Origin of the sequence: Streptomyces sp. NPDC005181 (genome assembly GCF_040608395.1) — a bacterium.
GTDB lineage: Bacteria > Actinomycetota > Actinomycetes > Streptomycetales > Streptomycetaceae > Streptomyces.
In genome coordinates, this window is record NZ_JBEXID010000054.1 from 26,031 (window position 1) to 47,818 (window position 21,788).

Annotated in this window: 22 protein-coding genes and 2 pseudogenes; 12 read left to right on the plus strand and 12 right to left on the minus strand. The window is 68.9% G+C overall.

Going from position 1 to position 21,788, the window contains the following annotated elements:
• The first annotated feature begins 85 nt into the window (after window positions 1–85).
• The 6 genes from ABZV38_RS27720 to ABZV38_RS27745 all read left to right on the plus strand — a co-directional run bounded on the left by ABZV38_RS27720 (window position 86) and on the right by ABZV38_RS27745 (window position 4,508).
• The gene (locus ABZV38_RS27720) at window positions 86–724 is read left to right on the plus strand and encodes an ATP/GTP-binding protein (protein ID WP_356331155.1); all 639 of its coding nucleotides are present in this window, start codon (window positions 86–88) and stop codon (window positions 722–724) included.
• A gap of 126 nt (window positions 725–850) precedes the next feature.
• Entirely contained in the window at window positions 851–1,264 is a 414-nt protein-coding gene (locus ABZV38_RS27725; RefSeq protein WP_356331156.1) for a roadblock/LC7 domain-containing protein, read from the plus strand.
• Window positions 1,265–1,401: 137 nt separating this feature from the next.
• Window positions 1,402–2,454, plus strand: a complete 1,053-nt coding sequence (locus ABZV38_RS27730; protein WP_356331157.1) for a DUF6397 family protein — start codon at window positions 1,402–1,404, stop codon at window positions 2,452–2,454.
• Between the two features lie 30 nt (window positions 2,455–2,484).
• Window positions 2,485–3,072 (plus strand): sugar O-acetyltransferase, encoded by a 588-nt coding sequence (locus ABZV38_RS27735; protein WP_356331158.1) that lies wholly within the window; start codon window positions 2,485–2,487, stop codon window positions 3,070–3,072.
• A gap of 46 nt (window positions 3,073–3,118) precedes the next feature.
• Window positions 3,119–3,607, plus strand: a complete 489-nt coding sequence (locus ABZV38_RS27740; protein WP_356331159.1) for a GNAT family N-acetyltransferase — start codon at window positions 3,119–3,121, stop codon at window positions 3,605–3,607.
• 274 nt (window positions 3,608–3,881) lie between these two features.
• A complete protein-coding gene (locus ABZV38_RS27745) occupies window positions 3,882–4,508 on the plus strand; it encodes an LAETG motif-containing sortase-dependent surface protein (protein ID WP_356331160.1) in 627 nt (208 codons plus the stop codon).
• Between the two features lie 97 nt (window positions 4,509–4,605).
• On the opposite strand, the gene ABZV38_RS27750 is transcribed toward ABZV38_RS27745, so the two are convergent.
• Window positions 4,606–6,828 carry a SpoIIE family protein phosphatase gene (locus ABZV38_RS27750; protein ID WP_356331161.1) on the minus strand — a complete coding sequence of 741 codons (2,223 nt, stop codon included), beginning with the start codon at window positions 6,826–6,828 and terminating at the stop codon, window positions 4,606–4,608.
• 266 nt (window positions 6,829–7,094) lie between these two features.
• Here ABZV38_RS27750 and ABZV38_RS27755 point away from each other — a divergent pair, with 266 nt between their 5' ends.
• Complete coding sequence (locus ABZV38_RS27755; RefSeq protein ID WP_356331162.1) at window positions 7,095–8,168, plus strand: enoyl-CoA hydratase/isomerase family protein; 1,074 nt, start codon at window positions 7,095–7,097, stop codon at window positions 8,166–8,168.
• A gap of 154 nt (window positions 8,169–8,322) precedes the next feature.
• Here ABZV38_RS27755 and ABZV38_RS27760 read toward each other — a convergent pair whose 3' ends face one another.
• The 8 genes and pseudogenes from ABZV38_RS27760 to ABZV38_RS27795 form a co-directional block, all read right to left on the minus strand.
• A complete protein-coding gene (locus ABZV38_RS27760; protein WP_356331163.1) occupies window positions 8,323–8,550 on the minus strand; it encodes a hypothetical protein in 228 nt (75 codons plus the stop codon).
• Window positions 8,551–8,614: 64 nt separating this feature from the next.
• Entirely contained in the window at window positions 8,615–9,124 is a 510-nt protein-coding gene (locus tag ABZV38_RS27765) for a TIGR03618 family F420-dependent PPOX class oxidoreductase (protein WP_356331164.1), read from the minus strand.
• 55 nt (window positions 9,125–9,179) lie between these two features.
• Window positions 9,180–10,643, minus strand: a complete 1,464-nt coding sequence (locus ABZV38_RS27770) for an MFS transporter (RefSeq protein WP_356331165.1) — start codon at window positions 10,641–10,643, stop codon at window positions 9,180–9,182.
• Between the two features lie 114 nt (window positions 10,644–10,757).
• Entirely contained in the window at window positions 10,758–11,243 is a 486-nt protein-coding gene (locus ABZV38_RS27775; protein ID WP_356331166.1) for a MarR family winged helix-turn-helix transcriptional regulator, read from the minus strand.
• Between the two features lie 237 nt (window positions 11,244–11,480).
• A complete protein-coding gene (locus ABZV38_RS27780) occupies window positions 11,481–12,875 on the minus strand; it encodes an RICIN domain-containing protein (RefSeq protein ID WP_356331167.1) in 1,395 nt (464 codons plus the stop codon).
• Window positions 12,872–14,134 carry a family 16 glycosylhydrolase gene (locus ABZV38_RS27785; protein ID WP_356331175.1) on the minus strand — a complete coding sequence of 421 codons (1,263 nt, stop codon included), beginning with the start codon at window positions 14,132–14,134 and terminating at the stop codon, window positions 12,872–12,874. Before ABZV38_RS27785 ends, ABZV38_RS27780 begins: the two co-directional genes overlap by 4 nt.
• A 194-nt stretch (window positions 14,135–14,328) precedes the next feature.
• The gene (locus tag ABZV38_RS27790) at window positions 14,329–14,796 is read right to left on the minus strand and encodes a hypothetical protein (protein WP_356331168.1); all 468 of its coding nucleotides are present in this window, start codon (window positions 14,794–14,796) and stop codon (window positions 14,329–14,331) included.
• Between the two features lie 92 nt (window positions 14,797–14,888).
• A pseudogene (locus ABZV38_RS27795) lies at window positions 14,889–15,980 on the minus strand (FAD-linked oxidase C-terminal domain-containing protein).
• Window positions 15,981–16,242: 262 nt separating this feature from the next.
• Between ABZV38_RS27795 and ABZV38_RS27800 the strand changes: the two are divergent.
• Together ABZV38_RS27800 and ABZV38_RS27805 are read left to right on the plus strand one after the other, a co-directional pair.
• Window positions 16,243–17,037, plus strand: coding sequence for a pentapeptide repeat-containing protein (locus ABZV38_RS27800; protein WP_356331176.1), 795 nt, complete (start codon window positions 16,243–16,245; stop codon window positions 17,035–17,037).
• A gap of 110 nt (window positions 17,038–17,147) precedes the next feature.
• Window positions 17,148–18,521 carry a radical SAM protein gene (locus ABZV38_RS27805; RefSeq protein WP_356331169.1) on the plus strand — a complete coding sequence of 458 codons (1,374 nt, stop codon included), beginning with the start codon at window positions 17,148–17,150 and terminating at the stop codon, window positions 18,519–18,521.
• A gap of 231 nt (window positions 18,522–18,752) precedes the next feature.
• Here ABZV38_RS27805 and ABZV38_RS27810 read toward each other — a convergent pair whose 3' ends face one another.
• Window positions 18,753–19,712, minus strand: a complete 960-nt coding sequence (locus ABZV38_RS27810; protein ID WP_356331170.1) for an NAD(P)-binding domain-containing protein — start codon at window positions 19,710–19,712, stop codon at window positions 18,753–18,755.
• On the opposite strand from ABZV38_RS27810, the gene ABZV38_RS27815 reads away from it, so the two are divergent.
• Together ABZV38_RS27815 and ABZV38_RS27820 are read left to right on the plus strand one after the other, a co-directional pair.
• On the plus strand, window positions 19,605–20,180 hold the full coding sequence (locus tag ABZV38_RS27815) for a glycoside hydrolase family 25 protein (RefSeq protein WP_356331171.1): 576 nt from the start codon (window positions 19,605–19,607) through the stop codon (window positions 20,178–20,180). The genes ABZV38_RS27810 and ABZV38_RS27815 overlap by 108 nt on opposite strands.
• A gap of 221 nt (window positions 20,181–20,401) precedes the next feature.
• On the plus strand, window positions 20,402–20,671 hold the full coding sequence (locus ABZV38_RS27820) for a hypothetical protein (protein ID WP_356331172.1): 270 nt from the start codon (window positions 20,402–20,404) through the stop codon (window positions 20,669–20,671).
• A 66-nt stretch (window positions 20,672–20,737) separates the two neighbouring features.
• Here the strand turns inward: ABZV38_RS27820 and ABZV38_RS27825 are convergent.
• A pseudogene (locus tag ABZV38_RS27825) lies at window positions 20,738–20,887 on the minus strand (diguanylate cyclase); the annotation flags it as partial.
• A 181-nt stretch (window positions 20,888–21,068) separates the two neighbouring features.
• On the minus strand, window positions 21,069–21,674 hold the full coding sequence (locus ABZV38_RS27830; RefSeq protein WP_356331177.1) for a tyrosine-type recombinase/integrase: 606 nt from the start codon (window positions 21,672–21,674) through the stop codon (window positions 21,069–21,071).
• Between ABZV38_RS27830 and ABZV38_RS27835 the strand changes: the two genes are divergently transcribed.
• On the plus strand, window positions 21,658–21,788 hold a 131-nt coding region (locus tag ABZV38_RS27835), incomplete at its 3' end, for a transposase (RefSeq protein ID WP_356331179.1). The two genes, ABZV38_RS27830 and ABZV38_RS27835, sit on opposite strands and share 17 nt — an antisense overlap.

The window sequence follows — 21,788 nt, forward strand, 5'->3', positions numbered from 1 at the left end:
GCCCACCGATGCCGAACCGAGCCCGTCAAGATGGCTCTGAGCTGCGCTTTTCCATCTTGAGGCTCACGGGTGAGAGAAGTGATGGATGCCGTCCGAGGACGCTGACAGAACGGGCCGGGAGACGGTCGAGGGAGCGGCTGAACAGGCCGCGGAGACCGACGCTCTCGCGCTGAAGATATTGGTCGCCGGAGGTTTCGGGGTCGGCAAGACGACTCTCGTCGGCGCGGTCAGCGAGATCCGGCCGCTGCGCACGGAGGAGCTGCTCAGCGAGGCCGGACAGTCGGTCGACGACACCGACGGGGTGGATCAGAAGACCACCACGACCGTCGCCATGGACTTCGGGCGCATCACCATCCGGTCCGGCCTCTCGCTGTACCTCTTCGGCACACCGGGGCAGGACCGGTTCTGGTTCCTCTGGGACGAACTCTCCCAGGGGGCCCTCGGCGCGGTTGTGCTCGCCGACACCCGGCGGCTCGAAGACTGCTTCCCTGCGGTGGACTACTTCGAGCATCGCAGGATCCCCTTCGTCGTGGCCGTCAACTGCTTCGCGGGAGCCCGCGCCTATGGCGAGCGCGAAGTGTCCCGCGCTCTCGACCTCGACCTGGGGACACCGGTTGTGCTGTGCGACGCGCGCGACCGCGACTCGGGCAAGGAAGTCCTCATCCGCATGGTCGAGTACGCCGGCCGGATGCACACGGCGCGGCTCCTCGACTCGGTGGGCTGACCCTTCTCGCGCCATGGTCCGGATGCAGACGGGCGCTTGCCCGTACGTGAGCTGTGCGCAAGGCTTACGCGGAACGTGGGCACGGAGACACGTACGGGGAACGCATGAGCGGGGAGGAGCGGGGAAATGGCGCTGGACAGGGGACTTGACTGGCTCCTTGACGATCTCACCGGCCGCGTCGAGCACATACGGCACGCCTTGGTGCTCTCGAACGACGGCCTGGTGACGGGAGCGAGCACGGGGCTGGCGCGGGAGGACGCGGAGCATCTCGCCGCGGTCTCGTCGGGGCTGCACAGTCTCGCCCGTGGCTCGGGACGGCACTTCCGGGCAGGAAAGGCCAGGCAGACGATGGTGGAGTTCGACGAGGCGCTCCTCTTCGTGACTGCCGCCGGAGACGGCAGCTGTCTGTGTGTGCTGACCGCGGCGGAGGCCGACGTCGGTCAGGTCGCGTACGAGATGACGCTGCTCGTGAACAAGGTCGGAGAACATCTCGGCGTTACCGCACGCCAGGGCGTCAATGGAGGAGTCAACCGGATCTGACCCTGTGGAGCCCCTCTGACCTGCACTTTTCGCCCGGCTGTGAGAGTTGTCCACAGGCCGGGCGAAAGTCGTTCCCTCACGATACCGTGATCACGGAGAGTTACGGAACTCACGGAACCTCACGGGGGAGGACAGCCATGGCTGTTACGGAAGCAGCGCGCACAGAAGCGCTGTGCGCAGATGCGACCACTGCCGCCGGCACCACCGGCACCACGGTGGCTGCGGGACGAGCGGCGCAGGAACTGGGTCTGAGGCGCGGTGAATTCGAGCTCGCGGTGCACCTGGGCATCGTGCGCACCACCGCGGAGCAGGTAGGCGGCAGGCCCAGGACAGATCGCGAGGAGATCGACCGGATCCGGTCGGAGGACGGCTTCCCGGACGCGTTGCGCGACCGGGTTCGTACGGTGGGCACGGCGGAAGGGGCACGTCTGCTCGGTATCAGTCCGGTCCGCTTCACCAGGCTGGCCCGGGCAGGATGCATGACGCCGATCACGTTCTACCTGAATCGCTACCGAGCGGTTGTCTGGCTCTATCTTGCCCAGGAAGTCCTCGAGTTCGCGGCCCGGGCTCCTCAACTGCTGGCCGGGAACAGCCCGGTCTGGATGCGGGCCAGGCTGGACGCAGGCACCGACTGGCGGGCGCGCAATTGGCGCGCACAACGGATCGAGCGGCTGCTGAGCCGGACGAAGGATCCCTGGAGGTGCGCGGCAGTGCTCGCCGGTGCGCTGGATCCGGTGCAGCTCGCGGAGGTGGTCGACGATCCGTACGAGCGGGCCTATCTCGCCAAGGTCCGGCCCGAGCCGGTCTTCGGGCCGCCGGGATCCGTCGCCGCCAGAGAGGCCATGGCACAGTTGATGCAGGCCGACGATCCCGACGAGATCCTCTGGCGGAGGATCAATCTGATCATGGAGCTGGACAGCGCCCGTGACGCGCGACAGGCTCCGCGCCCGGGAGACGACCGTCGACCTGTCCCCGTCCCCGTACCTGTCCCCGACCCCGTCCCCGCTTCCGTACCCGTACCCGTACCCGCTCCTGATCCCCTGCTGGATTCCGCAGGCGGACTGCTCGCTCGACTCCGTCTGCGAAGGCGTGCGACCGCGCGCAGGACGGTCGGGAACGGGTCGCGAGCAAAGTCCGTTGACCGAACCGGACGTCGGACGCACGCAGCGCGCACGACAAACAAGGACTAACGCGCGTACACGTAGGGAGAGAGGAGAGCCATGGGGGAGAACAAGAGACGGATGCTGGCCGGTGACTGGTACATCGCGGACGATCTCGAACTACGCGCGGACACCGAGCGGCGCATCGAGCTCTGCGAGGCCTACAACGCCGCGGCGCGGGCAACACCCGGCGAACGGCGGAAGATCCTTGAGGAACTGCTCGGCTCGGTGGGCGCTCAAGTCAACATCCGGGCACCGTTCCACTGCGACTACGGCTCCCGCATCACCATCGGCCCGCGTACGTTCATCAACTTCGGAGCGGTCTTTCTCGACGCGGCGCCCATCACGATCGGTGCCGATGTGCAGATCGGCCCGAACGTGCAGCTGCTCACCCCCAGCCATGAGTTGGACACCGAGCGCCGCCGAGCGGGCTGGGAGAAGGCGGACCCCGTGACGATCGGGGACAACGTATGGCTCGGAGGCGGGGTGATCGTCTGTCCCGGCGTGACCATCGGGGCCAACACTGTCGTCGGCGCAGGATCCGTCGTGACCAAGGACCTGCCGTCCGGAGTGCTGGCAGTCGGCACTCCGGCCCGAGTCATCCGTACTCTCGACCCGGGAGGGGGAGCAAGCGGCGGCCGGGGGTGATGAATAACGGTTCGCGAGGGGCACCCCGCACCGGCATTGTGTCCTCATGCTGATCAGGGAAGCCACCACCGAGGACTGGCCCGCCATCTGGCCGTTCTTCCACGATATCGTTGCTGCCGGGGAAACGTTCACGTACCCGCTCGATCTGGGCGAGGACGACGCCCGCGACTGGTGGCTGCTGAAGCAGCCGAACCGTACGGTCGTCGCGGTCGACGACGACGGGACCGTCCTCGGTACAGCGAAGATGAACAACAACCACATGGGCAACGGCGGGCATATCGCCAGCGCCAGCTACATGGTCGACCCCAAGCACGCCGGGCAGGGAGTGGGCCGGGCGCTGTGTGTGTACACGGTGGAGTGGGCTCGCGCGGCAGGGTTCCGGGCGATGCAGTTCAACGCCGTCGTGGAGACCAACCACTACGCGGTGCGGCTCTACCGTTCGCTCGGTTTCGAGATCCTGGGAACCCTGCCCGAGGGGTTCAACCACCCGCAACACGGGTTCGTCGGACTGCACATCATGCATCGCGCGTTCTGATGCGCGGGGCCGTCTCGTCGGGCTGCCGGCCGGGCCGCTCCTCGGGCTGCTCTCGGGTTGGCCGGTCGGCACGGTCCGGCGTCATACGTCCACTTCGCGCCACCGCCCGACGGGTCGCAGCGCCAGGGGCGTGTCCGGCATGTACCAACCCGCGGTGATGTGGTGACAGTTGTGACCTCGCGTGGCGCATGGGTCGGTTGCGCGGATGGTTGAGGGGGGCAGTACTGTGCGCCCCACCGCCATTCGGGCGATGAAACATGTGGAGGAAGAATCCATGACCATACCCAGGAGATCGTGGCGTGCCGCGGGGACATTCGCGGCCGTTGCGGTTGCCGGCCTGACCGGCGCGGTCCTCTGCGCCGGACCGGCCGCAGCTCACACCCCCACCTGGGCCGTGACCTGTACTGGTGTGAGCCTTGACCTGGCCGCCTACAACAGTGACGTCACCAACCAGGTGACGGTCACCGTCGACGGCAAGGACCTCCTGCCCACCGAGACGTTCGGCAAGGAGTTCCACAAGAAGCTCGAGCTGCCTCAGCACGACAAGGAACTGACGGTCCACCTGGTTGTCAAGGCCGGCGACGGCGACCGGTTCTCGAAGGACGAGACCAAGGTGGCACCGGTGTGTGAGGACAACACGCCGAAGCCCACGCCGACGGAGTCCGAGTCGAAGCCGACCGAGAAGCCCACCACGGCGGCGCCCACCCCGAGCGCCACGCCGAGCGAGAGCTCCCCGGAGACCGCGCCCGCCGCGGCCTCACCGAGCCCCAGCTCGCCCGACCTGGCCGAGACGGGTTCGTCTTCCGCCACCCCCATCATCGGTGGTGCGGCTGTTGCCGTGCTGCTGGCCGGTGGCGGCATCATGTGGTCCGTGCGCAAGCGTCGCACCGCACAGCACTGACGTAGCTGAGTAGTCCGCTGGTCCGTGGCGCGGGACCGCGCCACGGACCACGGCGCGAGGGGCGTGCCGCATCACACCGCGCGTGGCGGCGCGCCCCTCAACTCCGCCCTTCAGGAGGATCCGCAGACTCCTGAGGGCCGGTCGGTTCCTCACGGTCGGGCGGCTTCGCAGGCACCCAAGGTTTTGCAGACCGGGTCGACATCCGCGCCCGGGCGGACGAGGCGGGTGCTGCCGAGAGTCCGAGTTCGCACCAGACGGCCTTTCCTTCGCCGCGCGGCTCAATGCCCCAGCGCATGGCGATGGCATCGAGGAGCAACAGACCACGTCCCGATGTCGCTGTTTCGCCGGGATTCCGCCGCCTCGGCCAGACGCTGGAACGGTCCTGCACCGACAAACGCACCCGCCGGACGGGTTTCGGCAGAACCTCCAGCGTGAGCACCGCCCCGCCCTCGGTATGCAGAAGCACATTCACCAACAGTTCACCGGTGACCAGTTCGGCATCGTCGGCGAGTTCGCCCATGTTCCAGTCCTCCAGGGCCTGGCGCACAATCGCCCGGGCGTCGGAGAGCCCCTCGGGGTCCGCCTGGTGGATGTACTGGTGCAACCGCGGCGCCCGCGGCGAACCCGGATCCGGACTGCGCCGCAGCACCAGCAGCGCGACATCGTCCCCCGCGCCCCAACGCTCCCAGAGCCGGTCCGACAGATGGTCCGCCAGTGCCTGCGCACGCGTGGGACCGGCGCGCACCTCGTGGACCAGCGCACGTACACCCGCATCGATATCGGCTCCCGGCTCCTCCACGAGGCCATCGGTGTACAGGACGAGCGTTTCGCCGGGCACCAGGTCGATACGGGTCTCCGGGTACTCCTCGTCCTCGAAGTCGGTGGAGATCCCCAGTGGCAGCCCGCCCCGTACCTGCGGAAGGCCGACCCGGCCGTCCGTATGCCGGATCAGCGGACCGAAGTGCCCGGCGCGGACCATGCGTACGGTCCCCGAGGCGAGATCGACCTGCGCATACGTACACGTGGCGAAGCGATCCGTGTCCAGTTCGGCGAGGAACCGAGAGGCCCGGGCCAGTACCGTGGCCGGCGGGTGCCCCTCGGCGGCGTACGCACGTAGGGCGATCCGCAGCTGGCCCATGATGGCGGCGGCGTGGGTGTCGTGGCCCTCCACGTCACCCACCACGATGCCGAACCGGTTCTTGGGCAGGGGGATCACGTCGTACCAGTCGCCGCCGACCTGCCGCCCGCTCCAGGCGGCGTGGTAGCGCACGGCGATTTCGCCACCCTTGATCTCCTGGATCCGCCGTGGGAGCATCGCCGACTGCAGCCCCGTGGCGAACTCGCGCTCCTCGTCGAAGAGGGTTGCGCGTTGCAGTGACTGGGCGACGATGGCCGCGAGCCCCAGACACAGATTGCGCTCGTCCGCGTTGAAGGTTGTGCGCTCGTGGTAGAAGAGCGCAAGCCCGCCCAGCGTACGCGCCTGCGCGACCAGCGGTAGATACGCTGCTGCGCGGAACTTCAACTGGTCCGCATAGGGCTCCAGCGCCGGGTAGCGCCGGGTGAGTGCGGCGACCGACGTCACGAACCGTGGCCGGCCGCTGAGGACGATGTCGGCCAGCGGGAAGCGAGGGTCGAGGCTCCCGAACGCGACCTCGGCGACCGACTCCGGAGCATCGCCGCTCAGCGCGATGACATTGAGCACGGTGTTCTCCACCAGCGCGAGTGCGAGCCCGTCGGCGCCGAGCCTGGCCAGTCTGCCCGGGCCGGTGAGCGCGGCGGTCACATCGTCCACGGTCACCGCGCGCGACATCGCACTTGTTGTGCGTTCAACGATGCTCGTCTGGCGCTGGCGGCGTTTCTCCAGATCCAGCACGAAGGCCGAATGGGTGACCTCCGCCGTCGCATCCCGTACGACCCCGATGATTCGGTGCGCCTGTCCGTCGTCGCTGCGCAGGACCCGCGCCTGGATGTGCGTCCACTGATGCGTACCGTCGTCGAGCGGAACCTGAAAGTGAATGCTGTACGAGTTGCGGCTGCCGTTGATGGCCTCCTCGGCTGCGAGTTCGAGTCGGGTCCGCTCCACCGGTTCGAGCCGCTCGAGCAGGGCCCCCGGGCGAGGGGTGAAGTTGTCCGGGTCCAACCCGAAGACCAGCAGGCCGGCCACGTCGATGTCCAGCGTCCGCGCGTCCAGGTCCCACTCGAAGCTGCCCGTGCGATTCAGCGCAAGCCGCTCCGCCGTCCCGGTCTCGCCACTGTGGGGCCGGTCGATCTGCACGCGGGGCGAATCGTCGGAGTCTGGCCCCCGGTCGTTGTCGGTCATTCCTGCTCCGGAGGTCGTCCGGCGGGACTGGCGGGCAGTGCGGCCTGTGTGCGGCGCTCGCATATGCCTCAATTGTCGAACCGGTTCCAGATGACTGCCACAGCGGACGACACCCCGCCGTCACCTCCGACGCCCCTCACCGCCCCCTGATCCCGGACCGCGGCACCCCTGCTGCCTCACCCCACGCCCCACCACGCACAATGAACAGCGGAAGATCGTCCGTGATCGGCGGACGGTACGGCACAGGGGCAGACCGGAGCGCACCCATGAACAACGAAGACCCCGTCCTGCTGCACACCGAGGGCCGCATCCGCCACATCACGCTCAACCGGCCCCGGATGATCAACGCGCTGACCCACACCATGGTGCTTCGTATCGACGCAGCCCTCGCCGCGGCGGAACACGACGACTCGGTCACCGCGGTGCTGCTCAGCGGGGCAGGGGAGCGCGGCCTCTGCGCCGGAGGCGACATCCGCGCCATCTACGAGGACGCCCGAGCGGGTGGCAGTGCGTCGGTGGACTTCTGGCGCGACGAGTACCGCCTCAACGCCCGCATCGCCCGCTTCCCCAAGCCGTACGTCGCACTCATGGACGGCATCGTGATGGGCGGCGGCGTCGGGGTATCGGCCCACGGCAGCATCCGCATCGTCACGGAACGCTCACGCGTCGCCATGCCCGAGACCGGCATCGGCTTCGTGCCCGACGTGGGTGGAACCCACCTGCTCGCCTCCGCACCCGGCGAGCTCGGCGCCCACCTGGCGCTCACCGGGGACGCGGTCGGCGCGGGCGACGCGCTGCTGTGCGGCCTCGCCGACCACGTCGTACCGTCCGAGCTCCTGGCGGAACTCACCCGGGATCTCGCCGGCAGCACAACACCCTCGGAGGTCGAGGAGACGGTGCGGCGATACGTCACGACCCCGCCCGCCGGAGAACTGGCCGCGCACCGGGACTGGATCGACGCCTGCTATGCGGCGGACTCGGTCGAGGAGATCGTCGACCGGCTCCAGAACTGCGGCGAACCCGCCGCGAAAGAGACCGCCGAAACGATACTCGCCAAGTCGCCCAGCGCACTCAAGGTGACCCTCGCCTCGGTACGCGCCGCACGGCACCTCGGCAGCCTGGAGGCGGTGCTCGACCAGGAGTTCCGCGTCTCCTGCGCCGCTTTCACCAGGCCCGATCTGGTGGAGGGCGTGCGCGCCCAGATCATCGACAAGGACCGCAGCCCGCAGTGGAGCCCGGCCCGGCTCGCCCAGGTCGACCCGGCGGACGTGGCGGGCTACTTCGAGCCGCTGGGCGAGCGCGAACTCGGCCTCGCCCGCGATGCCTCGGCCATGGGCTGACGCACGAAGCGGCGGCGCGAGGGGCCTGCTGCTGCCGGCCACCGTCGGACCTCCGTCCATGACACGCACCGTACGGGCGGTTACATCGACATGCGATCAGCATTCCGCGCCACTGCCCCCGCAGGCCTGTCAGCCTGCCGGCCCGTCGTGCAGTTCAGTGACCGCTGCCGGACATGCTCGGCTGAAGGGACCGTACGAGATCGAAGAATCTCGCCTCGTTGCCGCAGAGCCCCGCACGCCGCAGCGCACCGTCGGTCTCGGCTATCGGGGAGGCCAGCAGCGACAGATACAGCGGCGCCTCGTCCGGGTCTGCGAGGGCGGCCCGAGTCGCCTCCAGTAACCGGACGTACGCCTGGGCCGCAGCGAGCTCGTCATTGTGCATTTCAGCGTCTCCTGGTCAGAGGTGTCGGACCGTCAAGCATCCCTCATGGGTCTGACACCGTGGTTCAGGACTGTGCTGAGGGGATGTCCAGGGCCGTTCCATAGAGACGGGAGACCCGAATGCGGATCACCACGCGCCGGTCCGCCACGACCTGTTCCAGGAACGCGGACTCTTCCTCCGGGTCCTCGAACCGCGGTGTCATGGCGAGCAGTTCACGGCCGGTCGCGTCACCTGGAACGGTCGTCTCCTCCGAGACCTCCGCATCACCCTCGGCGACGGCGAACGAGAAGACGTCCGGTCCACGTACATGCAGGGCGGCCTGCGGTGCGTTCCGCAGCCGGCGCACCTTCAGGCGGTCGGCCCTGGCGGAGATGCGTACAACGCGCTCCTCGGGACGCCAGTCGTACAGCACCGTGGACAGGTGCGGGTGGCCGCTGCGCCTGACGAAGGCGAGCACTCCGAACTGCTGCTCGCGCAGGCGTCGTGACAGCTCGTCATCGGAGAGCATGCGGGGTGCGGGCCCGGAGCCTGGCTGCTGCTCGTCCTTCACCGCTTCTTCCGTGTTCGCGTTCATGGGGCGGCCTTTCGCCGGTAGTGGTCGTGCAGGAAGGGGAGGGGGAAGCGGGTGGTCACACGGTCGCGGCGGTTCTCTCCAGGGCGGTGACGGGCTTCGGCCGGTGCGGGCGCAGCACCGCGAACGCGACGACGAACGCAGTGACGAGGAAGCCGGCGCCGACCGTGAAGGCCAGGTGGTAGCCGCCCGTCAGTGCCGCAGCCCGGCTCTGTCCGTGTGCGCGCAGGTCGTCGGTACGGGAGGCAGCCAGCGTGGACAGCAGTGCGATGCCCACGGCCATGCCGATCTGCTGGGTGGTGTTGAACAGCCCGGACGCGAGCCCGGCGTCGTCCGTCTTCGCGTCGGACATGCCGAGCGTGGTCAACGCCGGGAGCGCGAGGCCGAAACCGGCCGCGAGCAGCATCACCGGAAGCAGATCGGTGGGGTAGTGCGCATGGACGGGTACGCGCGCCAACAGCCCGAGCACCCCGACCAGCAGCACGAGCCCGGCCAGCAGTACGCGTCGCTCGCCGAAGCGTGCATTGAGGCGGGCCGAGACGCCCAGGGACACCACGCCGATGACGGCCGCTGCCGGAAGCATGGCGAGTCCGGTCCGCGCGGAGCCGTAACCGAGGACCTTCTGCAGATAGAGGGCGACCAGAATCTGGAACGAGAACAGTGCGGCGACCATGAGGAGTTGGACCAGGTTGGCACCCGCGACCGTGCGGGACCGGAGGACCCGCAGCGGCATGAGCGGGGTTTTGGCAGTGGCCTGGCGGGCGATGAACGCGCCGAGCAGGACGGCGGCCAGGGCGCCCAGGCTGAGCGTGTGCGCCGAGGTCCAGCCGTACTCCTCGACCTTGACGACGGTGTAGATCCCCAGCATCAGCCCCGCGGTGACCAGGAGCGCCCCGGTGACGTCGGCTCCGGCACGGAGGCCGAGACCGCGGTCGGCGGGCAGGACGGGCACGGCGACGGCGAGGGCCGCGAGCCCGATCGGCAGATTGATGAAGAAGATCCAGTGCCAGCTGAGGGCGTCGGTGAGGACGCCGCCGAGGACTTGACCGATCGACGCACCGGCCGCACCGGTGAAGCTGAACACGGCGATCGCGCGGGCGCGTTCCCGCGGGTCGGTGAAGAGCGTCACGAGAATGCCCAGGCCGACGGCGGAGGCCATTGCGCTGCCGACGCCCTGCAGGAACCGGGCAGCGATCAGCAGCGCGGGCGTGGTGGCGACGCCCGCCAGCAGTGATGCGGCGGTGAACACCGCGGTGCCGGCCAGGAACATGCGCTTACGGCCGAGCAGATCGCCGAGCCGTCCCGCGAGCAGCAGCAGGCTGCCGAACGCAATGAGGTAGGCGTTGACGACCCAGCTCAGCCCGGCCGGGGTGAACCCCAGGTCGCTCTGGATGGCCGGCATCGCAACGGTGACGATGGAGCCGTCGAGGATGATCATCAGCATCCCCGTCGCGATCACCCCGAGGGCCAGCCGGCGGGAGCGGGTTGTGGTGGCAGGCGCCGCCGGAGAAGCCGAGGGCATGGGGCGAGCAGAAGGAGTGGACATGCGGTCTCTCCCGTCGGATGAGGTGACAGGAGAGAAGTTAGCAGATGGTTTTGTTGTAGACTATTTGTTTCGGGTCGACCTCTGTGACCGCTATCCGCGCTGACGTGCCCGCCGCACCGTCTGCGGACCCTCGGAAGGGGTGGCCAGATGGCCGTCCACCAGGCGCTTCATCGCCCGCAGCAGCACCTCGCGCTCGCCCTGGGGGAGGGCGCCGAGCGCCTGCTCGTGCACCCCGTCGACGATCTTCTGGCTCTCCCCGGCGACCTGAGCACCCTTCTCGGTCACGGCGATGAACCGCGCGCGGCGGTCCTTGCTGGACGGGCGGCGCTCGGCGAGGCCGGCCTTCTCCAGGGCGTCGACCGTCACGACCATCGTGGTCTTGTCCATGTCGCCGATCTCGGCGAGCTGGATCTGGGTGCGCTCCTCCTCCAGGGCGTGGACGAGGACGCAGTGCATGCGTGCCGTGAGCCCGATCTCGGCGAGCGCTGCCGCCATCCGGGTCCGCAGAACATGGCTGGTGTGGTCCAGCAGGAAGGAGAGGTCCGGTTCGGTGCGAGCGGGTGCCATGGCAGTCATGCCTGCCAGGGTAATCGCGATTCGGTCCGTGGTGGATTATCCGGTAGCCGGCCTATCTGGCAGCCGCCCGGGCCGGCAACGGGCCCGTCCGTGCTCGGGGCACTGCGCTCCGCCCTGGACCGGTCTGGAGGAACCGCCCGTCGGCCCCGGTGTGAGTCACCGGGCCGACGGACGGTTCGGCGCCGTCCGCGAAGCGCAGCGGGCGACCGGCCGGCAGTCCGCTGCGCTCCCGTCACGTCATCCCGTGTACTGGGCGAACACCCGCGTGAAGTCCCACGCCTGCTGGCTCACACCGGAGCAGGTGTCGGCTCCGCCGCCCGTGCAGGGCCGGTCACGGTTCACCGACCAGAAGGTGAGCCGCGCCAGGTGGTGCTGCTGGGCGTAGGCGAGGATGGTGCGGAAGTCGTCGACCGTCACCGTCTCGTTGTCGTCGGTGATGCCGTTCATCGACGAGATGCCGATCGACCGGTACGTCTGGTCGTCGCTGTATCCGTACGCGCTCTTCACGGCGTTCTTCAGGCCCTCGGCGGCACGCGTGGTGAGCGTGCCCATGTTCTGTCCGGCACCGCCGAAGTCGAAGGGCATGATCGTCCAGCTGTCGACGGTCAGCCCCGCGGAGGCGGCCCTGTTGATCAGACTGGTGTCGGGGCCGCTCTGGCCGGTACCGAAGGTGACGTACACCTTGATGCCCGGGTTGTTGGCCTTGATGGTCTTGAGTGCGTCGACTGTGCGTTGCTGGACCGTGGCGTTGCTGTAGGCGTCCGCCTCGATGTCGATGTCGATCGCCTTGAGGCCGTACGCGTTGATGACCTTCTGGTACGCGGCGGCGAGCTCACCCGCGCTGGAGCAGGAACTCTCCAGCTTGTTGCCGCTCCAGCCGCCGAAGGACGGGATGACGTCGCCGCCGGCGCCGCGCACGGTGTTGATGGTCTGCTGGTCGACGCCGCCCGTCAGGGGCCGCCCGCCGTCCCACTGCGGGTTGCAGTAGCCGTTGCTGAGCACGAACGCCAGCGTGAACCACTTCACGCCGGTCGCGTTCATGACGGTCGTCGGGCTGGGCGGGCTGCCCCAGCCGTTGTACAGATACGGCGCCACGGCCATCGTTCCACCGGGCGCGGGGATACCGCCGTCCGAAGGTGCGGTCCACTTCTGGTTGGCGGTTCCGGCGCAGGTCCAGATCTGGAGCCGGGTGCCGTTGGCGGAGGAGTTGCCGGTGGCGTCCATGCACTTGTCTGCCTGGGTGTTCACGATGTCGTGGGCCGCGGAGACGGACCACTTCTGGTTGGCTCCGCCGCTGCAGTCCCACAGTTGCAGCTGTGTGCCGTTGGCGGTGCCGTTGTCCTTGGCGTCGAGGCACTTGCCGAGCGCGCGGATCGTACCGTCGGTGCCGACGGTCCACTGCTGGGCCGTGGTTCCGTTGCAGTCGTAGAGCTGGACCGCTGTTCCGTTGGTGGCGGAGGCGCCTGCCACGTCGACGCACTTGCCGCCCAGCCCGGTGATCGCGCCGGTGGCGGTGGCCGCGGCACTGGCCGTGGCGGGCAGGGTGATGAGCGAGGCTCCGGCGGCCAGGAGGAGCGCTGCCGGGAGGGCGAGCGGGCCGAGGCGGCGGCGCGAGCCGGGGGAGGGGCTCATGCGGCGTTCACCGTCCACTTCTGGTTGGCGGTTCCGGCGCAGGTCCAGATCTGGAGTCGGGTGCCGTTGGCGGAGGAGTTGCCGGTGGCGTCCATGCACTTGTCGGCCTGGACGTTGACGATGTCCCGGGCGCCGGACACCCCCCACCGCTGATTGGCTCCGCCGGTGCAGTCCCAGAGCTGAAGCTGGGCACCGTCGGCCGTGCTGTTGTCCTTGACGTCGAGGCACTTGCCGAGCGCGCGGATCGTACCGTCGGTGCCGACGGTCCACTTCTGGGCGGCGGTTCCGTTGCAGTCGTAGAGCTGGACCGCTGTTCCGTTGGCGGCGGAGGCGCCTGCCACGTCGACGCACTTGCCGCCCAGCCCCGTGATGGTGCCGCCCGTGCCGCCGGATCCGCTGTCACTGGTGGTGACGTGCACGTAGTCGACGACGAGCTGTTGCGGGAAGGCGGTGTTGCCGTTGGGGTCGCCGGGCCAGTAGCCGCCGACCGCGAGGTTCATGATGATGAAGAACGGCTTGTTGAACACCCAGCTCTTGCCACCGAGGTCGGCCGGCGTACGCCGCTGGTAGACGTTGCCGTCCACGGACCAGGTGATGGAGTCGGGTGCCCAGTCCACCGCGAAGGTGTGAAAGGCATCGGCGAACGCCTGGCCGCCGGGGAGGGAGTAGCCGGCCCCGATGCCACCGGAGCCGGAGTACCCGGGACCGTGGATGGTGCCGTGGACTGTGCCGGGCTCGAAGCCGACGTTCTCCATGATGTCGATCTCGCCGCTGTTGGGCCATCCGACGTCGCCGATGTTGTCACCGAGCATCCAGAACGCGGGCCACATGCCCTGACCGCGCGGGATCTTCATCCTGGTCTCGATGTGCCCGTACGTCGAGGTGAACTTGCCGGCCGTGTTCAGCCGGGCCGAGGTGTACTCGCACCGGCCGTACCAGCACTGGTAGTTGCCGGGGTTGTCCTTGCGGGCGGTGATGACGAGATTGCCCTGGCCGTCGAGGGCGGCGTTGCTGTTGCCCGCCGTGTAGTACTGCCGCTCGTGGTTGTTGACGTTGTCGCCGGTCTCGATCTGCCACTTGCTGCCGTCGACCGCCGATCCGGCCGGACCGTTGAAGTCGTCGGAGAACGTTGTCGCGGCAGCGGCGACGCGCGGTTCGGGCAGAGGGGCGGCGCCCGCCGGTGCGGCGGTCACCGCGCCGGAACAGCACAGCAGGGCAACGAGGTACAGCGCCGTCCGACGCCGTCTGGGGGTTCGCACAGTCATCACATCACTTCATGGTGGGGACATGCTCATGACAGATCGCACGCTGAACCGGCGCCGGGTGACGTTCGGCCCCGACGCTTAATTCATTTCTTGATTTAAGTGTTGGCGCGAGAGGGCGTCAAGGAGCTGGTACGGACCTTCTGTTGACGGACCGCACCACCGACGCGTTCAGGTCTTGAACGCCGCTGTCATGACTCGACTTCCAGGAACCTGCGGCGCCGCGGCCCCCGGTACAGCAGCGCCGTCCACCCCAGCCGCCCCAACGCGGCAGCACACCGGGTCAGCTCGGCCTCTTCCTCGTGCGCGGCCCCGCTGCCGGGCGGCCCGAGCCACTCCACCCGTACGGTGCCCGGCGCCGCGCCCTCCTGCACGCGATACCCGGACGCGACCCGCTGCCCCGACGCGTCGACGGCCGAGGGCGGGCGGCCGTCCGCCTCCAGCACCAGGGAGACCGCCCGTACCACCCGACGGAGCTCCCACTCGGCCGGTACGCCCTCCGGGTGCGGCCGGCCGGCGTTGGTCAGCCGCCGGATCTGCAGCAGCCCCTCGAACGCCGTACGCACCGACGCGGCACGCTTCTCCGCAGGGCCCGGGGGCAACGGGCCGTCTCCGGTGGCCGGTTCGAACCCCGTGTCATGGTCGTTCGCGCTGCTCATCCGCGTCCCCTTCACCCGTCCCGCACTCCCGCCAGTGTGCGTCGCCCCACTGACAACGGGACGGGTCCCGGGGCGCCGTGCCCGACCGGCCGCTACACCGATGCGGCAGGTCCCGAGCCGAGCACCTTCCCGGGATTCAGGATGCCGTGCGGGTCAAGGGCCGCCTTCACCGCGTGATGCATCCCGAGCACCGCGGCCCCCAGCTCCTTGTCCATACCGCGCATCTTCAGCAGTCCCACCCCGTGCTCGCCCCGTGACCGTCCCGCCCAGGGCGATCGCATCGTCGAGGATGTCCTCGAAGGCCGACTGGGCGCGCGCACGCGCGGCCTCGTCACCGGGCGGCGTGATGATCAGCGGGTGCAGATTGCCGTCACCGGCATGCGCGATATTGGCCACCAGAATGTCGTGCCGGGCCGCGGCCCTCTCGATCCGGGCCAACATGTCCGGCACTGCGGTCCGTGGCACGCAGACATCCTCGGTGAGTACCGGACCGAGCCGCTCCAGCGCCGGATAGGCCAGCCGCCGCGCCTGGAACAGCGCGTCCGCCTCCTGCTGATCCGTGGAGACCGCGGCCCACGTGGCGCCCGCCTGTGCCCTCGGAGCCGACCATCAGCCCCGCCAGGTCGTATCCGGCGACGTCCTTCGCGGTACGGCGGCCCAGCGAGACGACTTCGCCGAGTCCGTTGACCACTTCCAGGCCGAGCACATAGTCACGCGTCACGCCGTACTTGACGCAGCACATCCCTCCGGCGTTCGTCGCGACGTTTCCGCCGATCGTCGACCAGGGCGAGCTCGCCGGATCCGGCGGGTACCAGAGCCCGAGCTCTGCGCAGGCCGCCCGCAAGTCGTCATTGACCACACCGGGCTGGACGACGGCCAGCCGTTCCGCCGCATCGATGTGCACGATCCGGTTCATGTCCTCGAAGGAGAGCATGATCGCCCCGTCGACAGCATTCGCGCCGCCGGACAGACCGGTGCCCGCACAGCGCGGCACCACCGGGATGCGGTGCGCCAGACAAGGCCGCACCACATCCCGTACTTCTTCGGTGCTCTGTGGACGCACGACCGCGATCGGCGTTCCGTACGGGGCCCACTCGGCCTCGTCGTGCTGATACCCGGGCCAGTCCGGCCTGATCGGTCAGCACCCGCCGGGCCGGGATGCTGTCGACCGGTGCGTTCGCCACGTCGGTGGCCACCTCCTACCACGATGCAGGCCTCCATCATCGCGCGCCCTGCTTCCGGCCTGCGCCGGAGGGACCCGAGTACCCCGGAAGCGAGGCTGTCCGTCCGTGTGCCCCTCGGCCGGCGGGACCTCGGTAGGCTCGACCGTCCACGCACTCCGCACACCAGAGGATCCAACGCACCGTGTCCGACCATGCCCGAGGCTCCGGCACCGACCGCACGGAACCCACCGAGCGTCGCGGCGACGCTGCCGACCGTGCCGCTCTGCGCGCCGACTGCGCGAACTGCTTCGGGCTGTGCTGCGTCGCGCTGACCCTGACCCGGTCGGCGGACTTCGCTGTCGACAAGGACGCCGGGCAGCCCTGCCACAATCTGCAGGACGACTTCCGCTGCGGGATTCACACCGGACTGCGGACCCAGGGCTTTCCCGGCTGCACGGTGTACGACTGCTTCGGCGCCGGCCAGAAGGTCTCCCAGGAGACCTTCGACGGACAGGACTGGCGGCGGGCCCCGCAGACCGCCCAGCAGATGTTCCAGGTGTTCCCGGTCATGCGGCAACTCCACGAACTGCTCTGGTACCTCACCGAAGCGCTGACGCTGCAGGCGGCCCGCCCTCTCCACGGCGAGATACGGCGCGCCCTCGACACGACCGAAGGCCTCACGCACGTCGCCCCCGACGCGTTCGCCGACCTCGAGGTCGCCGGACACCGGGACGACGTCGCCGCGTTGCTGCTCCGTGCCAGCGAACTCGTACGGGCCACCGTCCCCCGCAGGAAGAAGCGCAACCATCGCGGCGCCGACCTCATCGGCGTCCGACTCAAAGGCGCCGACCTGCAGGGGGCCGACCTGCGCGGCGCGTATCTCATCGCCGCCGACCTCACCGGCGCCGACTTGCGTCTGGCCGACCTCATCGGCGCGGATTTCCGGGACGCCGAACTGTCCGGAGCCGACCTGACCGGGACTCTGTTCCTCACGCAGGCGCAGCTCAACGCGGCGCGGGGCAATGCCGCGACGAAGCTCCCGCCGTTGCTCAGCCGTCCCACGCACTGGGACGAGTGACGGACGGTTCCAGTCCCCGGACGGCGTCGCGAACGGTTGATGTCCGTGGCTCGTTGCACAGTGGGGCGTACTGCAAGAACCTTCGACGCCCGGACCGAGGAGCCCCGTAGATGCCCAGCCGAACCGACACCGGCCGCAGAGACCCCGGCGACCCCAGCCGCACGGACGCGAGCCGCACCCGCCTGATCGAGCAGCTCATGGAACGGTTCCCGCACGTGCCGCGGGAAGCTGTCGTCAAGGAGGACCTGCTGCGCGGCGGCGTGGCGTTCGACGAGTCCGCGCTCAGCGACAACGAGGACGGTGACGTCAAGCCGAAGTCGTACTTCATCTTCTCCTTCGACCACAGCACCCTGCCCGAGCTCGGTGCGGCCGCCCTGCGCCGTCCACCGGAGGAGATCGTTCTCACCGGAGGCCCGTACGAGCTGCGCCGCACGGTCGTGTCGGTGCGGGTGAACCCGGCGTCCCCGTACCGTGTCGCGGCTGACGAGGACGGGGTCCTGGGGCTGTACCTGGACGGCAGGCGGATCTCGGACGTCGGTCTGCCGCCGATGCCGGACTACTACCGGCACACGCTCGTCAACGGCAAGTCGGTGATGGAGGTCGCGCCCACCATCCAGTGGGGCTACCTCGTCTATCTGACGGTCTTCCGCGTCTGCCAGTACTTCGGCGCGAAGGAGGAGTGCCAGTACTGCGACATCAACCACAACTGGCGCCAGCACAAGGCGGCGGGACGCCCGTACACCGGTGTAAAGCCCGTCGAGGAGGTGCTGGAGGCGCTCGCCATCATCGATCGGTACGACACTGCGAAGACCTCCACCGCTTACACCCTCACCGGTGGTGCCATCACCTCCCACATCGGCGGGCGCGACGAAGCCGACTTCTACGGGCAGTACGCCAAGGCCATCGAGGACGCCTTCCCAGGCCGCTGGATCGGCAAGGTCGTCGCGCAGGCCCTGCCGAAGGCCGACGTCCAGCGCTTCCACGACTACGGCGTCCAGATCTACCACCCCAACTACGAGGTGTGGGACCGCCGGCTGTTCGAGCTGTACTGCCCCGGCAAGGAGCGCTACGTCGGCCGTGACGAATGGCACCGCCGCATCCTGGACTCCGCCGAGGTCTTCGGCGCCCGGAACGTCATCCCCAACTTCGTGGCGGGCGTGGAGATGGCCGAGCCCTTCGGCTTCACAACAGTCGACGAGGCCATCGACTCGACCACCGAGGGGCTGCGCTTCTTCATGTCGCACGGCATCACCCCGCGGTTCACCACCTGGTGCCCGGAACCCACCACGCCGCTCGGGAAGACCAACCCGGACGGGGCACCGCTCGAGTACCACATCAGGTTGCTGGACGCTTACCGCTCGACGATGGAGGAGTACGGGCTCAGCTCGCCGCCCGGCTACGGTCCGCCCGGACCCGGGCGCGCCGTGTTCTCCGTCAGCTCGTTCATGGACAGCCTGCCGGCCGCCCCGGACGACGACCGGTAGAACCGAAGGGGCCGAGGCCGGGCCATGCCCGGAGGGTGGACGCCGGGCCGGTCAGCCGTCGGGCAACGCCCGTGCGTCGGAGGAACGTTCGCGGACGGCTTCGGCGAAACCCCGCACCAGGGCGCCGTCCGTGCCGTAGGACACGCGGGGTTCGGCCGACGCGGTACGGAAGCGGAATCGGAGGCGGGGCGCGGCAGGGCGGGGCACGAGGGTGGACGGGGACCCGCCCTGTCAGGCGCGCCACTGCGCCGTACGCTCCGGGGACGCCTCGGCGAGCGCCTTCGCGACGGTGTCGGCGTCGCCCTGGTTGCCGTAGACGGGGGCGCCAGGCTGCTGGCGCCAGGACTCGTCCAGACCGCCTGCGTCCACCGTGTCGAAGCCCAGCTCGTCGATGAGGTCGCGCACGGTCTGTTTGGCGGCCGAGTCGTCACCGGCGACCGGCGGGGCCTGACGGCTGGGGCTTCCCTTCGGGAGAGCCTTGGAGAGGAGGTCATCCGCGTAGGTACCGTTGAACGCCTTGATCACCGGGTGACCGATCTGTTCCTCGGTCCACCTGCTCTCCGGCAGCCCGTCCTCGATGGCGGCGAACCGGCCGTCGCGTTCCTGCGGGTAGTAGTTGCCGGTGTCGATGACCACGACGTCTTCCGCGGCCCCGTCGAGGAACCCGGCGGGCAGGTTGGGGACTGCCTTCACGGGAATGGTGACGATCACGACACGGGCGCCCTGCGCCGCCTCCGCCGCGGTGACCGGGGTCGCTCCGGTCTTTTCGGCGAGCGCGGTGAGCGTGTGCGGGCCGCGGGAGTTGGCGATGGACTCCTCGTCGCCCAGCGCGGTCAGGCGGCGGGTGAGGTTGCCGCCGATGTTGCCCGCTCCGATGATTCCGATCTTCATCGATCCGACCTTCCGATGGCGAGTGTGGTGTGCAATGCGGTCTCGCCGCTCCACCAACCCGCCGATACCGGGACCTATTCCGGGTGGCTGGAAGAAAGCCCGCTCGGTGGGTCGGACGGGTGAGAACCGGTGGCTGCGGGCACGTACAGAACGAGAAACGGAACCAAAGATCCCACTTGAAGGCGGTGCCCCATGCTGCATGGCGTCGATGTCAGCTCGTATCAGTCGTCCTTCGACACGGACGGACTGGACTTCGTCTTCATCAAAGCCACCGAGGGCCGTTCGTACGTCAACCCGCATCTGGCCGCGCAGGTCAAGCGGGCAAGGGACGCCGCATGTGTGGTCGGCTTCTACCACTTCCTGTGGCCGGGAAACCTCACGGCGCAGGCGGAGTACTTCGTGAGCAAGGCTCCGGAGAAGGCCGGCGACCTGCTGGCCGTCGACTGGGAGATGACCGGAGACGGGACGCGCGCGACCAACGCCGAGAAGGACCGCTTCATCCGCGAGGTCAAGCGCCTCAGGCCGCACCACAGGGTTCTGCTGTACTGCAACCGGCACTTCTGGCTCAATTACGACACTACGTCGTACGCCGGTGACGGTCTGTGGATCGCCGACTATGTGACGGCGGGCCATCCACGCATCAAGGCGACCTGGCGCATCCACCAGTACGCCGACCACCCGCTCGACAAGGACGTGGCCGCCTTCGCGTCGCGCACCGCGATGCGCAACTGGGCCCGGCTCCAGGGAGCCGGTCGATCAGCCCGGTGATCGGGTGTCCTATTGACGGCAAGCGGGTCCGCGTCCGTCGGGCAGGCGAATTCCAGCCATCCGGAATGCTCCCTGCCGCGGCGCGACGAGGTGGCCCGCGGGATGACGCACAGGGGCGGCGCGGGGCATCGGCCCCGGTCCGGCCCGTCGCACGCACCCGCGACCGGTGAGGAGCCACGTCGCTGCCCCGATCCGCAGGCCCGGTGCGGCAGAATTCTTCGGTGACCACAACAGCGGCTCAACCACCACGTGACCGCGCGCTCGGGCGCGGCATCACCACCCTGATTCCGCAGGCCGCGACCGCCACCCCGGCGGAGCAGGCGGCTGCCGTGCTGGCGGGGATGCAGAGCGTTCCGGTACGCATCGGCGTCCTTCAGGCCGCCGTGGTGCTCCTGGAGGAACGGGTGCGTACGACGGAGGACGACACGGAGCGCAGAGCGGCGGCGACGACTGTGGCCATGCTCCGCGGCGCGATCGGCCAGGTCGGCTGAACCGCCGCCATGTCGTCGCCGCGGAACGGCTGCTGCGGCTCAGCCGGCTTTCACGGTCCGCCCGGCTCACTCCGGCCAGGGCGAGTCGAGGATCGTACGGACGAAGTCCCCGCGCTCGAAGCCCGGCACGTAATGCTCCAGCACATCGGCTTTCACATTGCCGAAGGTCGTCTCCGGCTTCGGCCGGATCCCATCGGTGAACGCACCGAGAATGCGTAGATCTCGGTTCAAGTCCCGAAGGCGGCTCACAGCGAAAGACGAAGGTCGTACCTTCTGACCTGGGCATTTATCGCTTCCTTGATCGACTCGCGGTCTAGACCGCTTCCCCGATTGCGTCCGATGACGGTTCAAGGGGGCCAGAAGGGGGCCCGCGTGCGGGAGATGGGCCCCACCCCCGTCAGGCCGCTTCTTCGCCCCGCCCCTTGGGTGCTTTCTTCGCTTTCCTCTTTTTTGCCTTCTTTGTGGCCTTCTTGTTCTTCTGGGCGCGGAACGCGGCGATCAGGTCGAGAGAGGCCGAGGCGGTCGCGGCATGCATCTCTGGCAGCACCGTCTGGTAGGTGTCAGTCGTCATCCGCATCGAGGCGTGCCCCAGCATTGCCTGGACGGCCTTGGGGGCGACGCTGGCGGCCAGTGCGAGACTCGCGGCCTCGTGGCGGCCGTCGTGGAGCCGGATCGGTGCCAGGCCGGACAGCTCGACGAGCCGTCCCCAGCGGTCGGAGAAGGCCTGAGGGTGGTACGCCTTGCCGTCTTCCCGCGTGAAGACCCGGTTGCCCGAGTCCTTCCAAGCCTTGTGCTCTTCCCACTCGGTGCGCTCGGCGCGCTGCCTCTTGCGCCACGCTTTGAGCAGCATCACGGAGTCGCGGTTGAGCTTGATGTCCCGGATGCTGTCGGCCTTCGGGGTGAAGTTCCCCCTCTGAACTGGACAGCCTGATACTGGGACGGATCGGTCCCGGAGAAAGCAGTCCAGGTTGAGTGGCAAGAGCAATATGAGTAAGCGGTACACGTCGGAGTTCAAGCGGGACGCGGTGGCACTGGTCCGGTCGTCGGGCCGGAATGTCACCGAGGTCGCCCGGGAACTCGGTGTGAGTGCGGAGGGGCTTCGCGGCTGGGTGAAGCA

Coding starts and splice junctions, on each gene's coding strand:
- ABZV38_RS27720 (WP_356331155.1), top strand. CDS start 86: ATGCCGTCCGAGGACGCTGACAGAACGGGCCGGGAGACGGTCGAGGGA.
- ABZV38_RS27725 (WP_356331156.1), top strand. CDS start 851: ATGGCGCTGGACAGGGGACTTGACTGGCTCCTTGACGATCTCACCGGC.
- ABZV38_RS27730 (WP_356331157.1), top strand. CDS start 1,402: ATGGCTGTTACGGAAGCAGCGCGCACAGAAGCGCTGTGCGCAGATGCG.
- ABZV38_RS27735 (WP_356331158.1), top strand. CDS start 2,485: ATGGGGGAGAACAAGAGACGGATGCTGGCCGGTGACTGGTACATCGCG.
- ABZV38_RS27740 (WP_356331159.1), top strand. CDS start 3,119: ATGCTGATCAGGGAAGCCACCACCGAGGACTGGCCCGCCATCTGGCCG.
- ABZV38_RS27745 (WP_356331160.1), top strand. CDS start 3,882: ATGACCATACCCAGGAGATCGTGGCGTGCCGCGGGGACATTCGCGGCC.
- ABZV38_RS27750 (WP_356331161.1), bottom strand. CDS start 6,828: ATGACCGACAACGACCGGGGGCCAGACTCCGACGATTCGCCCCGCGTG.
- ABZV38_RS27755 (WP_356331162.1), top strand. CDS start 7,095: ATGAACAACGAAGACCCCGTCCTGCTGCACACCGAGGGCCGCATCCGC.
- ABZV38_RS27760 (WP_356331163.1), bottom strand. CDS start 8,550: ATGCACAATGACGAGCTCGCTGCGGCCCAGGCGTACGTCCGGTTACTG.
- ABZV38_RS27765 (WP_356331164.1), bottom strand. CDS start 9,124: ATGAACGCGAACACGGAAGAAGCGGTGAAGGACGAGCAGCAGCCAGGC.
- ABZV38_RS27770 (WP_356331165.1), bottom strand. CDS start 10,643: ATGCCCTCGGCTTCTCCGGCGGCGCCTGCCACCACAACCCGCTCCCGC.
- ABZV38_RS27775 (WP_356331166.1), bottom strand. CDS start 11,243: ATGACTGCCATGGCACCCGCTCGCACCGAACCGGACCTCTCCTTCCTG.
- ABZV38_RS27780 (WP_356331167.1), bottom strand. CDS start 12,875: ATGAGCCCCTCCCCCGGCTCGCGCCGCCGCCTCGGCCCGCTCGCCCTC.
- ABZV38_RS27790 (WP_356331168.1), bottom strand. CDS start 14,796: ATGAGCAGCGCGAACGACCATGACACGGGGTTCGAACCGGCCACCGGA.
- ABZV38_RS27805 (WP_356331169.1), top strand. CDS start 17,148: ATGCCCAGCCGAACCGACACCGGCCGCAGAGACCCCGGCGACCCCAGC.
- ABZV38_RS27815 (WP_356331171.1), top strand. CDS start 19,605: ATGCTGCATGGCGTCGATGTCAGCTCGTATCAGTCGTCCTTCGACACG.
- ABZV38_RS27810 (WP_356331170.1), bottom strand. CDS start 19,712: ATGCGGGTTGACGTACGAACGGCCCTCGGTGGCTTTGATGAAGACGAA.